Source organism: Aquirhabdus parva, from assembly GCF_003351745.1.
Lineage (GTDB): Bacteria > Pseudomonadota > Gammaproteobacteria > Pseudomonadales > Moraxellaceae > Aquirhabdus > Aquirhabdus parva.
Genome location: NZ_CP031222.1, coordinates 1,427,899 through 1,443,534, shown reverse-complemented (window position 1 = coordinate 1,443,534; position 15,636 = coordinate 1,427,899). Strand labels below are relative to the sequence as shown.

Sequence of the window (15,636 nt, the reverse complement as noted above, 5' to 3'; positions counted from 1 at the left end):
CTTCAGGGTGAAATGCAAACTGTGCGTACAGTTTTACAGGGCTTAGAGTCCCTTATATAAATTCAATTCTGATTGGGATGATCTTAGAAAATATGCGACCACTTACTTTGAAACCTCACCTACTTAGTGTCTCTATTCTTGCCGCATTTGCACTGGGTGCGTGCCAGCAAACCCCTCCGCCAATTCCTGTAAATAATGTCCCGCTTTCGGCCGAATATAATCGTAACCTACTTATTCCCCCGGCAGCACCGGTTGTTGATGAAGATCCGCTCGCACTCCAAATTAAAGCGATTGATCGCAGCGATTATGATGGTCGCATCGCGCTACTTGCTAAATATGCAAAGCATTATCCACCGCACTTTGACAATAAGCGTGCACGACGTGCCGCTGAAGTTGAAGCAAAAGATCTGGCAGAAACGCTCAACGTTATCGCAAATAACCCCCAAGCGACCCATGCACAATTATTGCAAGGATTCAAAGCCAATGGACTTGCACGTAATTTAGATGTAGGCAAAGACACGACCACTAACGCCAATAATTTTATGCGCCGCGCTCTGAAAATGAAGCCTAATGATCCTGAAACAAATTTTTGGTTTGGTGTTCTGTTGTCAGAAGGCGGCGGTATGAATGAGGGTATTCCTTATTTGAACAAAGCAGCAAAGGGTGGCTACTCTGAAGCCTATCTGTCTATCGCCAATGCTTATCTATCTCTCAATAAAAAAGCAAAAGCATTAAGTGCATTAGAAAGCTATAAACGTCTAGTACCTGATGATGCACGTATACCTGAGATGGTAGATGCCGTGAAAACGGATAAAGCTTCAATTTGGTAAAATGATCCGTACTACGCGTTTTTGGATAGACGCGTAGTACAATACCAGATATGAAATTCTATACTATTCATTGAGAAAGCTTTATGTCCCTGACTTGTATCACCCAACCCCATCCAAACCTCAACGCAACCATACAAGATGGAATACTAGAGCTCGTCCTTAATCGTCCAGAGCGAAAGAATGCGCTCTTCGGTGAGTTTTATTTAGCATTGGAACAAGCGATTCTTGAGGCTGATCAAAATCCAGCTGTACGTGTCGTCTTACTCCGGGGGGAGCAGGATTTTAGTGCAGGGAATGATCTACAGGATTTTGCAAACTCACCTGCTTCAGGAATTGATGCGCCACCGTTCCGCGTTCTTCGCGCAGCGACATCGTTGACTAAGCCTTTGATCATTGCAGTTCGTGGCGTTGCTGTTGGGATTGGTACCACGTTATTGCTTCATGCAGATCTGGTCTATTGCGATGCAACTGCCCGCTTTCAAATGCCATTTTTAAGTTTAGGGCTATCGCCTGAAGGCGCTTCAACATTGCTGCTTCCTCAGCGCGCGGGCTATTTAAAAGCGGCTGAATTTTTACTTTTGGCTGAACCGTTTAATGCAGAAGCTGCACTAAATGCAAAACTCGTCAATCAAATCATTCCTGATGATGTTTATGCATATGCACGTGAAAAAGCTGTACGCATTACTCAATTGCCGCTTGCTTCAATCAAGCTTACTAAGGCGATGCTGCGTGATACAGCTCCTACAACCGTTGTCGAACGTATTAACTCAGAAGCCATTGAATTTGTTCAGCGCGTCAAAACACCAGAGATGAAAGAAGCCCTAACGGCTTTTAAAGAAAAACGCGCCCCAAACTTTAGACAGTTTGATTAAGAATATCGTTAGAAAATAAAAAAGACACGTCATTACGTGTCTTTTTTATTTTCTAACGATATCACTTTACTGATAAAACTCGATTTTCACGACATCAAATGCGGGCATTTCATATGGATGTGATGTTTTGAGTGCCCCGATAACAACATGGATATCATGGTCTTCGACAATCGTTTCCACACGCCACTCAGTTACAGTTTCAAGTTTACCAACTTCACCCAGAAAAGGATTTGAGCTTGCTAATGCTCTGAACTGACCTTGGCCTTGTACTTGCCAACAACAACAATCATATGACCCACACCGTCCAGCACCCACAGCAAAAATCGCACTTTTAACGACTTCAACATGAGTGTCCGGAACATAAAAGGTCAATTTATACATTAACTTTGCACTGTTTTAAGACTTAACCAGCAAAACTACGAGCATTTCTAAATAAACGTAGCCATGCACCATCTTCAGTCCAATCCTCTGGCTTCCAGCTATGTTGCAATGCACGGAAGTTACGCTCAGGATGAGGCATCACTAATGTTGCCCGTCCATCACCGGATGTCACTCCAGTGATTGCTTCAGGAGAGCCGTTAGGATTCAAAGGATAGATTTGAGTAGGTGCTCCATGACTATCAACAAAACGCATAGTCACTTGTTCATGTGCATTTAATGCCGCCAATTGATCTGCTGTTGCATCAACACGACCTTCACCATGTGCAATCGCAATCGGTAGAATCGAACCAGCCATGCCTTCCAGTAAAACTGAACGAGATTTTTCAACACGAACGTTAACCGCACGTGCTTCAAATGATTCACTAGTATTACGGCGAAAACGCGGGAAAAGCTCTGCTTGAGGAATCAACGTTTTCAACTGCGATAACATTTGACAACCATTACAAACACCAAGCGTAAACGTTTCACTACGATGAAAGAAACTCTCAAACTGATCACGAAGTTTTGCATGATACATAACAGATTTTGCCCAACCACCCCCTGCACCTAGGACATCACCATAGCTGAAACCGCCACACGCTACTAAGCCTTGGAAATCATCTAAGCGCACGCGTCCAGCTAACAAATCACTCATGTGAACATCATAAGTCTCAAAGCCAACACGATCAAAAGCAGCGGCCATTTCAAGCTGACCGTTGACACCTTGCTCACGCAAGATCGCCACTTTAGGTTGGCTGAGATTCAAAAAGGGAGCTTCAACAGGTTCATTGAGATCAAAGGTTGCTTTTGCAATCAAACCTTGGTGGGAGGCATCACTGATCAGGGCATACTCTTGATCAGCACATTCACTGTTATCACGTTGGCGTTGAATCTGATGACTCACCTTAGCCCACGCCGATTGCAACTCAGCACGAGGCAAACTCAACCCAGCAACAGTTAACGTATCACTATCATTCACCGAGCCTATGACGCTCACTGCAGTTGCTAGTGGAGAACCACTCAGCGCAGACTGTAATTCAGCCCAATCACGAGTGCGTACTTGAACAACACAGCCGACTTCTTCAGCAAATAACTCTGCGATTGGATTGCTACCGAGCTTAAGGTCAACTCCTAAACGACTTGCAAACATCATTTCACTGACTGTGGCGAGGAGTCCACCATCTGAAATATCATGATATGCAAGCAGTTTTCCGGCTTTCGTCCATGTCTGGATGACATTAAAGAATACTTTAAGATCATTCGCATCATCAAGATCTGCCGCGACTTCACCCAAATGGTTATAAACCAATGTCAATACAGAAGCGCCTAAGCGGAATTGACCACGTGAGAGATCAACACGAACCAGCACGGTCTCCTCATCAACTCTACGTAACTCAGGTGTTACATGCAACTGAACATCAAGTACAGGCGCAAACGCTGTGACAATTAACGACATTGGCGAAGTAACCGCTTTCTCTACACCTTCATCATTCCACGTGGTCCGCATAGACAAGGAGTCTTTCCCCACAGGAATAGCAATTTCCAGTGCCGGGCACAACTCCATGCCAATGGTACGCACAGCTTCAAAAAGGGCTTGATCTTCACCCGGTTGGCCTGCTGCGGCCATCCAATTGGCCGACAGTTTAATATCACTGAGCTTATCAATCGGGGTTGCTGCCAAATTAGTAATGGCCTCAGCAACACATAGACGCGCTGATGCCGAAGGATTAAGCAATGCAACAGGTGGGCGCTCGCCCATACTCATCACTTCACCCGTAGTACTCTGATGGCCTGTTACAGTAACGGCGCAATCCGCAACAGGGACCTGCCAACGACCGACCATCTGATCACGAGCAACAAAACCCGTGATCGAGCGATCGCCAATCGTAATCAAGAATGATTTACTGGCGACCGTTGGATGACGTAATACACGGAAAATTGCATCTTTCAGATCAATTTTTGTTGTATCGAATTCAGTACCTACAGTCTTCACATCGCTGTATTCACGCTGTAATTTTGGTGCGCCACCCAACATAACCTGCATAGGTAAATCAACAGGATTATTGCCAAAATGAGTATCGCTGACCGTTAAATGACGGACATCTGTTGCTTCACCCAGCACAGCAAACGGGCAGCGCTCACGAGCACATAGGCTTTCAAATAATTTCAAAGACTCTGGGCGGATCGCCAAGACATAACGTTCTTGTGCTTCGTTTGACCAGATTTCCATGGGTGACATCCCAGCTTCTAGCGAAGGAATGTTACGCAAGTTTAAAATCGCACCCAGCTTATGATCATTCACCAGCTCTGGCATCGCATTGGACAAGCCGCCTGCACCAACATCATGAATCGAAACAATAGGGTTCGACTCTTCCATGCCCCAACAGGCATCAATCACTTCTTGGCAACGGCGTTCCATCTCTGGGTTTTCACGCTGGACCGACGCAAAATCGAGCTGCTCACCCATCGTACCGCTATCGACACTGGACGCAGCGCCACCGCCTAATCCGATCAGCAGCGCAGGACCGCCCAGCACGATCAACAGATCACCTTGTTGGATAGGTAACTTTTCAACATGGTCAGGGCGAATATTGCCATAACCACCAGCAAGCATAATGGGCTTATGGAAGCCGCGAACATTGCCGTTTAAATTCAGCTCAAAAGTACGGAAGTAACCACAAAGATTTGGGCGACCAAATTCATTGTTAAATGCAGCAGCGCCAAGCGGACCATCCGTCATAATCTGAAAAGGCGATGCCATACGCGATGGCTTGCCATATTCCGCACCTTCTTGGTCTTCCCATGGCTCACGCGCACCAGGAATGTTAAGGTTGGAAACCGTAAAACCTGCTAATCCTGCCTTAGGTTTACCACCACGACCCGTTGCACCTTCATCGCGGATCTCACCACCAGAACCTGTTGCTGCACCCGCAAAAGGAGCAATCGCTGTAGGATGGTTGTGCGTTTCTACCTTCATCAAGACATGAGTGGCTTGGTTGGTGTAGCTGTACTTATGCTGTTTACCCTGCGGATAAAAACGGGCAGCAGATGAACCAACGATTACAGAAGCATTGTCTTTATATGCTGACAGTACATTTTCAGGAGATGTTTTATAGGTATTTTTGATCATTTGAAACAGTGACAATGGCTGTTTTGCGCCATTCACTGTCCACTCTGCATTAAAGATTTTATGACGACAATGCTCTGAATTCGCCTGAGCAAACATCATGAGCTCGATATCGTTTGGATTGCGCCCTAAGCGAGTAAATGCATCCGTCAAATAGTCAATTTCTTCAATCGAAAGTGCGAAACCAAACTCACGATTGGCTTTAATTAAAGCATCGCGGCCATTTTCTAAAATATCAATGGTATTAAGAGGTTTTGGTTCTGTTACATGAAACAACTGGCTAGCTTGTTCAACATCATCGAATACGCTTTCGGTCATACGATCATGCAGAAGTGCTTTGAGCTCTCTAGTCGCAATGCTTACACCGTGTAAGGTATAGAGTATCCCTCGTTCCAAACGGTTTACCGCAACATCACAGTTCTTGAAAATATCAGTCGCTTTAGATGACCACGGAGAAATCGTCCCCACACGTGGTGTTACCAGGACTTGAATACTGTTGGGTGATTTTGCTTGAACTGTAAAAGCTTGATCATCGTTTAATAAGCCAACAGCAGCTTTAAGCTGCTTGGTATCTAGAGGCTGATCAAAGAAATAAAGAAATTGACTTTCTACTCCTTCTACAGACGCAAGACCAGATAAACGGGAGAGCAACTGACGTTGCTTGAAGGTAGAGAGTGCAGGCGCACCAGCCACAATAAACATACTAGGACGAGCTCCATTAACAATCACACAGACTGCTAAAGCCTTAGAAAGAAGGTGTATATGATACGCGTGTTTGCGCTTCTGCTCTAGTCCTTAACATGATTTAACAATGATTAAAACGAACATTGTGCATCACTTTAAGTCCACCGCTATATCTGTCATGATATAACGGTGGACTTAAAAATATTCTGTTCCTACCAAAAACAATCAGGAGTTACAGTACGATGCAATCAATATCTAAAACCAGCTTAACAAAATTAACTATTGCACTCACCGCCTTGCTTCCTGTATTGAGCCATGCTGAAAACATTACTGTATTCGCTGCAGCAAGCTTGAATAATGCACTGACTGAAATCTCAAAATTGTATGAAACAAGCCACCAGAATGACAAGATTCAAACTTCCTTTGCGGCATCATCAGTCCTTGCCAAACAAATCCAAGCAGGTGCACCAGCTCAGATTTTTATTTCTGCGGATGAGCCATGGATGGATAGCTTAGAAAAAAGTAATGTCCTGATCGACAAATCACGAGTTAAATTACTGGCTAACCAATTGGTTCTTATCACACCTGTGGATCACACCTTCCCAGTTATGATGGAAAAAGATTTTCATCTGGCGCGGGCTTTTACAGGAAAAATTTGTTTGGGTAATCCAGATAGCGTACCAGCTGGCAAATATGGCAAACAATCGTTAATCACGTTAGGCTGGTGGGATGAGCTTCAATCTCGTGTCGTGCCCACCGAGGACGTCCGCAGTGCACTTGCATTTGTCTCACGTGGCGAATGCCCTGTCGGTGTGGTCTACTCCACAGATGCCCTGATCAGTGATAAAGTTAAGATCATTGGAACTTTTCCAGATAAAAGCCATGCTCCTATTATTTACCCTCTGGCCTTACTTAAGACCTCGGCAACTCAAACTCAAGCGAGTCCGGCAAGTCGACAATTTTGGCAATATTTACAACAGCCAGCGGCTCAAAAAATATTTAGTAAATACGGATTTGGCGCTGTCAAACATTAAATGATCGATACTCTTAGTTACTTCAATTTAAATCTCAGTCCAGCTGAATCACGCGCGCTGTTTTTATCCGTGAAAGTCGCCTTTTGGTGCACCCTGATGGGGATACTTCCTGCACTGAGTATCGCGTGGTTACTTGCAAGACGAGACTTCTGGGGGAAATCATTGCTCGAAGCACTGGTTTATCTCCCCATGATTTTACCACCCGTTGTGCTCGGTTATCTCTTACTCGTGCTTTTTGGTCATAATGGTTTTATCGGCCAATGGCTCCAACATTTCGATATTCAGCTCGCCTTTCACTGGACTGGTGCCGTACTCGCGTCTTGGCTCATGAGTTTGCCGTTATTTGTGCAGCCCATTCGTTTGGCTCTTCAAAATGTCGACATCAGACTTGAACAAGCGGCTCAGACCTTGGGTGCTAGCCCCATACGGGCCTTTCTGACTATTACATTACCGCTTTGTTATCCCGCAATTTTAATGGGTGCGGTTTTATCGTTTGGACGAAGTTTAGGTGAATTTGGTGCAACCATTACGTTTGTCGGGAATATAGACGGGGAAACACGCACGCTACCATTGGCGATTTACTCAGCAATACAGTCCCCTGATGGGGAAACGTTGGCGTTGCGCCTAGTCATACTCTCGGTGATAGTCGCACTATTGACCCTTTGGGCAAGCCAATGGCTTGCTCGTCGAAGCCAGACCCGCTTGGGATATCGCGATGTTTAAAAGAGAACTCAAATTAGCTTAAGTGAATCATTATGCAAACGCTTGACTCAACAAACAGCCAAGGCCTAGAGTTTTCTTTGCGCCTGCATCGTGGCGATGCCCAAACAGGCTTTCAGCTTGATACCCAAGGCTGCTTTACAGCACCAATTACGGCATTATGTGGAGCTTCAGGTGCAGGCAAGTCAACGCTACTCGCATTATTTGCTGGGCTTTTAAAACCAGATCAAGGCTTCATTCGACTGAATGGGCAATTACTCGTCGATACAAGCAATCAGTTATTTACGCCTCCACATATGCGACATATCGGTTTGATGTGGCAGGATGGTCAATTATTCCCCCACCTCAGCGTACGCAAGAATTTAATGTATGGCTACCAATTGCAACCCGAACAAAGTCGACGTTTTAGTCCAGAGTCTGTGATTGAACTTTTGGAAATCAGCACACTTCTTGATCGGCAACCACGTCATCTTTCTGGTGGGGAACGCCAACGCGTGGCACTGGGGCGTACGCTCCTTGCAATGCCCCAATTTCTCTTACTCGATGAACCTTTAAATGCGTTGAACCAGTCTTTAAAGCTACCGATTTTGGCGTTCCTCAAACAAGTTCCTAAACACTTCAACATTCCGCTGATCTATGTCACCCATCAAATAGAAGAAACAAAAATTCTGGATGCTGAAACTTGGTTTTGTGAAGATGGGCGTTTAGTGAGTGTTTAATCTACGCAAAGAAACTCATCATCAGATCATTATCTCTTCAATCAATTGCGCTACATGCTGAACAACTAAATCGTGGTCACGACGTGCATGCTTGACGATTTGCACACCCATATCAGGGTAAGTGATAGGGAGTTCAAAATGTACAAAGTCATGCAATGATAGAGCAGATAAGCAACGACTGGGCAAAATCGCAACTAATTCTGAATCAACAAGAAGTGAACTTGCGATCGAAATACTTGGAACCACGATACCAACACGACGTGATAATCCCTGTAAAGCTAAGCTGTCATCGATAGTATCTCTCATCTCTCCATGATCGGATATTAAGATATGCGGGTAAGCCAACCAATTCGACAAATTAAAATCCATTGCGGCAGGGTGATGACGATTCATGACGATAACATAATGTTCTCTTTGGAGTTCTTTACGCTGAAAAGGCAACTCAAGTAGAGGAAAGGTTGATACCGCAAGATCAACATGACCACGCTCAAGATCATCCTGTGCTGAGGCTACTCCTCGCCATGGCTCAATAACAAGACTCACCAAAGGCGCGCTTTCCGCGAGCCGCTTTTGTAACTGCTGAATAATACATATGGCGGGATAATCCGACATAAGCACACGAATATTTTGTGTGATGCTCTCAAATTGGACATTGGGCACATTAATGACAGCGCCAATGGCACTTAATGCTTGTTTCAAAGGTTCTCGTAAAGCAAGCGCTTTGGGAGTTAAACGCATCCCTCCAGCACCGCGTTCAAGCAAACGATCATCAAATAAAGTGCGGCAACGCTCGAGTGCATTGGATGTCGCTGGCTGAGATAAACCAACACGCTCTGCGGCACGAGAAACATGTGCTTCAATGAGTAACGCATCAAGTACGATCAGTAAGTTGAGATCGACTTCCCTTAAATTCATTTCATTCATACCTGTTTTTCAAAACATACTTTCGTTGAATCAAGTTTCTGTGCCATATATTTTGAGCATAGACACATTACAAAGAAGCTTCAAGGACCCACGGGATGATGAAAAGACTACCACTACTTGCATGAAAAGCATGCATGTTTAAGTGGGATATTGTGTCTAGTGCTATATTTCTTTTACCAAATTTGGCATGATGGAAGTTCATTCATAAAATTCTGATTTCCTTATGTCAATGCGTTGGGCACAACTGCTCTCTCCTGCTCGCCTAGGTAGCAGAAAACATCATACAGAACAAGCGCGTAGCCCATTTCACAAAGACTATGATCGCATCATATTTTCGCAAAGCTTTAGACAACTCAATCGTAAAACTCAAGTTCATCCGCTGACACAAAATGATGCCGTCCATACTCGTTTAACTCACTCGCTTGAAGTGTCGAGTGTTGGTCGCTCTTTAGGAATGCTGGCCGCTGAGAAAATTGCAGATGACTTACCGCCATGGGTTACCCCATCTGATGTAGGTGCAATTATTCAAGCTGCATGCTTAGCGCATGACATTGGTAATCCGCCCTATGGTCATGCTGGTGAGTACGCAGTTCGGGACTGGTTTGGGCAGCCGAAACAAGAACATCTCATGAGTTTACTGTCATCGCCTGAGTTCAGTGATTTATGTCAGTATGAAGGCAATGCACAAGGTTTTCGTATCCTCACCCGTTTGGAATATCACCCCAATGAAGGAGGAATGCGACTCACCTATGCGACCCTAGGTGCTTTCCTTAAATACCCACGACTTGCAGCACCTCTTGAAGCCCAAGCAGGGCAACCTAGCCATAAGCGTACCAAGTTTGGCTGTTATCAAAGCGAACGTGAACTACTCGATGAGGTTGCAGAACATCTCGGATTGATTCGATTGAGTGAGAGCTCATACTGCCGGCACCCTTTGGCCTACTTACTCGAAGCGGCAGATGATATTTGTTATGCCTTGATTGACCTAGAGGATGGTTTGCTACTGGGCATGCTGCATTACTCCGATGTAGAACCGTTATTTTTAAAATTAATTGGGGATTACGGCACGCCTCATGAAGTATTGAATGATGTTCCTATCGCGCAAAAGCTGGCCGCTCTCCGCGGGCGGGCGATGAAACGATTGGTCGAAGAAGTCTCTGAGGCATTCAAGCGTAAACAATCAGACTTGTTGCGTGGCACCTTGCAAGGCAGTTTGCTGGACCATTGTCCACGCGATATTGCGGAAGGGATCGAAGCAGCAAAGAACTTAACTCGGACTCGGATTTTTACCAACCCCCAAAAAGCCCGCTTAGAGTTAGTTGCAAGTGCCAGTCTCCATGTACTACTCGGCGCGTTAATGCCCCTCGCACTTGATCGTGAACGTGAAACTTTCCGTGAGCATCGCCTTTTGGTCATTTTGAAGCATCATGGTGCAACATTGGGACTCGATCCTTACCAGAACATGATGCAAATCCTTGATGTGATCAGCGCTTTATCTGACCACCAAGCCTATGCATTGGCACAAGATATCAAGGGTAACCGTGGCAATATGGGTTATTAATATTGACTTAAGAACACACTTAGAACCATAGATTAACTCGGCATAAGATAACAAGGACATGCAATGATTGGTTCACTTACTGGCAAAATTCAATTGCTCACCGCACCACACATCCTGATCGAGGTGGGCGGTATAGGCTATGAAGTGGAAACGCCGCTTTCGACATTTTGTCAGTTGAAAAACGAACAAGTTGTTACCTTGTGGACGCATTTAACCGTGCGTGAAGACACACATTTGTTATATGGTTTTATCAATACGAATGATAAAGCGCTGTTTAGAATTCTGCTCAAAGTAAACGGGGTCGGACCTAAATTAGCACTTGGCATCCTCTCGGGCATGAGCGCAGCAATGCTCATTCAATCCATTGAAATGCAGGATATTAGTACGCTGACCCGTATCCCAGGTGTGGGTAAGAAAACAGCAGAGCGCTTGGTGATCGAACTGCGGGATCGTCTACAAGGTTTATCTACCAGCACTGGGCAAGCAAACATCACGGGTTCGGCGCAAATCACACTCAGTGCCGCATCACCTCTGGCAGAAGCTGAAGCAGCATTGGTATCCTTGGGTTATAAGCCGTTAGAAGCACAACGTGCTATTGCTGCAGTAAAAAACGATCATCAAGAAACCGCTGATTTAATTCGGGCGGCATTGAAAGGAATGCTTAAAACCTAATGGCTCTTTTTCCCGGTAATCCGTTTGTCCAATCATCAAATCAAACGGCATCAAAATCAGGATTTGAACAAGATCGCTTGATCACTGGGCTTGCGCGTCCAGAAGATCAATTTGATCGTGCGATTAGACCGACCAGCCTTGAGGACTATATCGGCCAGCCTATTGTTCGCGAACAAATGGAAATTTTTATCCATGCGGCAAAGTCACGCCAAGAGGCACTCGATCACACCCTCATTTTTGGTCCTCCTGGGCTTGGCAAAACAACCCTCGCAAATATTATTGCCCGTGAAATGGGCGGTAATATGAAATCAACCTCAGGTCCGGTACTTGAACGTGCAGGGGATTTGGCTGCACTGCTTACCAATTTAGAAGCAGGCGATGTCCTATTTATCGATGAAATCCATCGTTTATCACCAGTGATCGAAGAAATCCTCTATCCCGCGATGGAAGATTATCAACTGGATATCATGATTGGTGAAGGACCTGCTGCACGGTCTATTAAATTGGACTTACCCCCATTTACATTGGTTGCCGCAACAACCCGTGCGGGTTTACTCACCTCCCCATTACGAGACCGTTTTGGGATCGTGCAACGCCTCGAATTTTACTCGATTGCCGATCTCACCACGATTGTCACTCGTTCGGCAAACTTGCTGAATGTTCCTATTCATCCCGATGGCGCTGTAGAAATAGCACGACGAGCGCGCGGGACACCACGAATTGTGAATCGTTTGCTACGTCGCGTTCGTGACTATGCTGAGGTAAAGGGCGATGGTGTGGTCACCAGTGATATCGCAGCACGCGCCCTCGATATGCTTGCCGTCGATAAACAAGGTTTAGACACGCTCGATCGTCGATATTTACAAATGCTTTTAGAACGTTTCGATGGCGGACCTGCTGGTGTTGAATCTTTAGCCGCTTCACTTGCTGAAGACAGTGGCACTTTGGAAGATGTGGTTGAGCCTTATCTCATTCAGCAGGGTTTTGTTATGAGGACCGCGCGTGGGCGTATTGCGACCCCTCAAGCCTACCTCCAATTTGGTTTGGAAGTGCCCGTTCGCAATGGATGACCAACGCTAGATCAGGGTTCGACACACCGAAAAAATAGTTGCATCATATTTTCGTGCTGATCGTTATTTTATTGTACACTTTAAACTGAAAATGCGGGATCAGTCACAGCTCCATTACAATTTATCAGCGTGAAATATGGCAGAATATGCCTCTTATTGCTGTAGACCTTATCCAGATATTAAATCCACTTTTTTTCAGGAACCTTCATGAGTGTAAGTCCTTTGAGTGATAACAAAGCGCTGGTGTCTGCGTCGTCTCCAAGCACGTCGCCTGCCACGCTATCGCTCAATACCTTGTCGTTAAACGCACCCGGCGTTAATCTCGGTGCGTACATTAATACGATTAGCCAAATCCCGATTCTCACACCTGAACAAGAAAAAGAACTGGCAGAACGCTATTTCTATGATGGTGATGTAGAAGCTGCGCGCGAGCTCGTGCTGTCGCATTTACGTTTCGTCGTACATATTGCGCGCAGTTATGCAGGTTATGGCTTACCTCAAGGTGACTTGATTCAAGAAGGAAACGTCGGTTTGATGAAAGCTGTTAAACGTTTTGACCCCACGATGGGTGTACGTTTAGTATCTTTTGCTGTGCATTGGATCAAAGCCGAGATTCATGAATTTGTCATTCGTAATTGGCGCATCGTTAAAGTAGCAACGACTAAAGCACAACGTAAACTGTTCTTTAACTTACGCTCGCTAAAAAAATCCAGCCGTAAATTAACTCTCCAAGAAGCAGAAGACATCGCACGTGATTTAAACGTCACTGCGGCCCAAGTCCTTGAAATGGAGGGTCGTCTCACTGCTTATGATGCTTCTTTTGAAGCTCAGGCAGAAGATGATGAAGAGGGTCGTGTCGCTCCGGTCATGTATCTGGAAGACAATCGATTCGACCCAGCTCGGGAAGTAGAAGAGGCTGACTGGGAAGATCATAGTAATCGTGCTCTGGCTTCAGCCATGGGTAAACTCGATGATCGTTCACGCACCATCCTCAAACGTCGTTGGTTGGATGATGAAAAAGCCACTTTGCATGAGCTAGCTGCCGAATATAAAGTCTCTGCGGAACGTATCCGTCAACTTGAAAAAAATGCTATGGACAAAATCCGTACAGCGATGTCTGCAGGCTGATTTGCAAAATAGAAAAGATGGTTGTCTCGAAAATCAGAAAAATGAAAAACCTGTTACGCTAGGCGTAAGTTGTTATTTTAAGGCGCAATTAAATGAATGGATTGGTCATTGCTGCACTCAATCTTGCTCTCGCAGTGATATTGGGTGCATTTGGCGCGCATGCGATTAAAGCCCGTGTCAACCCAGAGCAACTCGACTGGTGGCATACTGCCACGGCGTATTTTTTCTATCATGCACTCGGTTTACTGCTCATCGGTATTCTAGCCCGACTCCTCCCCACTCTATCTTTACGCTGGCCTGCAATTTTTATCCAAATTGGTATCGTCATATTCTGTGGCTCTTTGTATCTCATGACATTGGGCGCACCACGCTGGTTTGGTGCAATTACGCCTATTGGTGGCTTGGCATTCATTTTAGGGTGGTTAACGCTCGCATTTCAGGTCGCTAAAGCATGAGTTTGTTGATCGTTGTGAATGGTGAAACGCACTCAACAGATTGCAAGACACTGGCTGAATTAGTCACTGAACTTGCATTAACTGGAAAACGCTATGCGATTGAAGTGGATGGTACGCTCATCTCAAAACATCGTCATATAGAATTTATACTGCATGATATGCAAAAAATTGAAATTGTTCATGCAGTTGGAGGCGGTTAATGGCAACATGTTGTGATATCGATGGTCATGAAGAACCATTAAACTTAATCTCTCTGAGTGAGTTGTTTTGGCCGCAGTTTGTCTATCACGATGGACGTGTCTATTTAGATCATGCGCCGGAAGCTGACCACTACCTTGAGCTTCTGCTCGCGTGTGAATATGACAAGACGACGGTTCAAGCGCTATGCAATCATCGTCATGTATTAGAATACTTTGCCATGTTCGATGCCAAGGCGACACCTACCCGAGATGAACTAGTCTCGTTTGGTCAACGCTTACAAGCAATGTGGCAAGCGAAACTGGCTAAAGACTTCCCCGACCTCGAGATCGTTGTCGCCTTTGATGTTCAAGATGATGATCCCGATGAAGATTTACAAATCGTAGTTTATGAAGAAGAGTCCGTATCATGAATGCTTTGATCACCCCTTCTGTATTTCAAGATCAGCCCTTAATCATCGGGACGCGTACCTTCTCCTCACGATTATTAGTGGGTACAGGTAAATATAAAGACCTTGCTGAAACAGGTGGCGCAATCAGTACCAGTGGTGCCGAGATTGTAACCGTTGCTATTCGACGCAGTAATATTGGGCAGAACCCGGGCGAACCCAATTTACTGGATGTCATTCCTCCTGAGCGCTACACCATCCTTCCAAATACTGCTGGATGTTTTGATGCAGATAGTGCGGTAAGAACATGTATGCTCGCGCGTGAATTACTGGATGGCCATAACCTAGTCAAACTTGAAGTTCTTGGTGATACCAAAACACTTTATCCGAATGTTGTAGATACGCTCAAAGCTGCACGTACGTTAATCGATGATGGATTTGAAGTCATGGTTTATACCTCTGATGACCCAATCATTGCGAAAGAATTAGAAAATATGGGCTGTGTGGCCGTCATGCCTTTGGGCAGCCTTATCGGCTCGGGACTTGGCCTAACCAATCCGCATAACATTCGCCTTATTCTTGAAAATGCCAATGTCCCGATTATCGTTGATGCAGGTGTGGGCACTGCTTCAGATGCAGCGATGGCAATGGAACTCGGCTGTGCTGGTGTACTCATGAATACTGCAATTGCAGCCGCACAGAATCCTATTTTGATGGCTTCTGCCATGAGAAAAGCTGTTGAAGCGGGACGTGAAGCATTTTTAGCTGGACGTATGCCTAAAAAAGCTTATGCAAATGCAAGTTCACCTGAGACTGGATACTTTTTCAAATAGA

The 15,636-nt window shown here is 45.3% G+C and carries 16 protein-coding genes; 13 read left to right on the top strand and 3 right to left on the bottom strand.

Translation table 11 applies throughout. The features are described from left to right. The first annotated feature begins 92 nt into the window (after positions 1-92). A complete protein-coding gene (locus tag HYN46_RS06480; RefSeq protein ID WP_162818103.1) occupies positions 93-830 on the top strand; it encodes a tetratricopeptide repeat protein in 738 nt (245 codons plus the stop codon). 83 nt (positions 831-913) lie between these two features. Continuing rightward, the gene (locus HYN46_RS06475; protein ID WP_114898613.1) at positions 914-1,702 is read left to right on the top strand and encodes an enoyl-CoA hydratase-related protein; all 789 of its coding nucleotides are present in this window, start codon (positions 914-916) and stop codon (positions 1,700-1,702) included. 66 nt (positions 1,703-1,768) lie between these two features. On the opposite strand, the gene HYN46_RS06470 is transcribed toward HYN46_RS06475, so the two are convergent. Beyond that, a complete protein-coding gene (locus tag HYN46_RS06470; RefSeq protein WP_114898612.1) occupies positions 1,769-2,083 on the bottom strand; it encodes an NGG1p interacting factor NIF3 in 315 nt (104 codons plus the stop codon). Between the two features lie 22 nt (positions 2,084-2,105). Then, complete coding sequence (gene purL / locus HYN46_RS06465; protein ID WP_114898611.1) at positions 2,106-5,951, bottom strand: phosphoribosylformylglycinamidine synthase; 3,846 nt, start codon at positions 5,949-5,951, stop codon at positions 2,106-2,108. Positions 5,952-6,175: 224 nt separating this feature from the next. Between purL and modA the strand changes: the two genes are divergently transcribed. From modA to HYN46_RS06450, 3 genes are read left to right on the top strand one after another with little or no spacing between them, the layout of a single operon-like run. Continuing rightward, complete coding sequence (modA, locus tag HYN46_RS06460) at positions 6,176-6,967, top strand: molybdate ABC transporter substrate-binding protein (protein WP_114898610.1); 792 nt, start codon at positions 6,176-6,178, stop codon at positions 6,965-6,967. Then, positions 6,968-7,690 (top strand): molybdate ABC transporter permease subunit, encoded by a 723-nt coding sequence (modB, locus tag HYN46_RS06455; protein ID WP_114898609.1) that lies wholly within the window; start codon positions 6,968-6,970, stop codon positions 7,688-7,690. Positions 7,691-7,722: 32 nt separating this feature from the next. Next, positions 7,723-8,406 (top strand): ATP-binding cassette domain-containing protein, encoded by a 684-nt coding sequence (locus HYN46_RS06450; protein ID WP_114898608.1) that lies wholly within the window; start codon positions 7,723-7,725, stop codon positions 8,404-8,406. A gap of 21 nt (positions 8,407-8,427) precedes the next feature. Here HYN46_RS06450 and HYN46_RS06445 read toward each other — a convergent pair whose 3' ends face one another. Next, positions 8,428-9,321, bottom strand: a complete 894-nt coding sequence (locus HYN46_RS06445) for a LysR family transcriptional regulator (protein WP_114900654.1) — start codon at positions 9,319-9,321, stop codon at positions 8,428-8,430. Positions 9,322-9,559: 238 nt separating this feature from the next. Between HYN46_RS06445 and HYN46_RS06440 the strand changes: the two genes are divergently transcribed. The 8 genes from HYN46_RS06440 to HYN46_RS06405 all read left to right on the top strand — a co-directional run bounded on the left by HYN46_RS06440 (position 9,560) and on the right by HYN46_RS06405 (position 15,635). Next, entirely contained in the window at positions 9,560-10,891 is a 1,332-nt protein-coding gene (locus HYN46_RS06440) for a deoxyguanosinetriphosphate triphosphohydrolase (protein WP_114898607.1), read from the top strand. Between the two features lie 63 nt (positions 10,892-10,954). Beyond that, positions 10,955-11,563 (top strand): Holliday junction branch migration protein RuvA, encoded by a 609-nt coding sequence (gene ruvA, locus HYN46_RS06435; protein WP_114898606.1) that lies wholly within the window; start codon positions 10,955-10,957, stop codon positions 11,561-11,563. After that, positions 11,563-12,633, top strand: a complete 1,071-nt coding sequence (gene ruvB / locus HYN46_RS06430; protein WP_114898605.1) for a Holliday junction branch migration DNA helicase RuvB — start codon at positions 11,563-11,565, stop codon at positions 12,631-12,633. Before ruvA ends, ruvB begins: the two co-directional genes overlap by 1 nt. Before the next feature lie 207 nt (positions 12,634-12,840). Further along, positions 12,841-13,761, top strand: coding sequence for an RNA polymerase sigma factor RpoH (gene rpoH, locus HYN46_RS06425; RefSeq protein WP_114898604.1), 921 nt, complete (start codon positions 12,841-12,843; stop codon positions 13,759-13,761). Between the two features lie 92 nt (positions 13,762-13,853). Continuing rightward, positions 13,854-14,216 (top strand): DUF423 domain-containing protein, encoded by a 363-nt coding sequence (locus tag HYN46_RS06420; protein ID WP_114898603.1) that lies wholly within the window; start codon positions 13,854-13,856, stop codon positions 14,214-14,216. Next, complete coding sequence (gene thiS / locus HYN46_RS06415; protein ID WP_228254909.1) at positions 14,213-14,416, top strand: sulfur carrier protein ThiS; 204 nt, start codon at positions 14,213-14,215, stop codon at positions 14,414-14,416. Before HYN46_RS06420 ends, thiS begins: the two co-directional genes overlap by 4 nt. Then, on the top strand, positions 14,416-14,826 hold the full coding sequence (locus HYN46_RS06410) for a hypothetical protein (RefSeq protein ID WP_114898602.1): 411 nt from the start codon (positions 14,416-14,418) through the stop codon (positions 14,824-14,826). The genes thiS and HYN46_RS06410 overlap by 1 nt, the downstream gene beginning before the upstream one ends. Next, a complete protein-coding gene (locus tag HYN46_RS06405) occupies positions 14,823-15,635 on the top strand; it encodes a thiazole synthase (protein ID WP_114898601.1) in 813 nt (270 codons plus the stop codon). The genes HYN46_RS06410 and HYN46_RS06405 overlap by 4 nt, the downstream gene beginning before the upstream one ends. The last annotated feature ends 1 nt before the right edge of the window (position 15,636 follow it).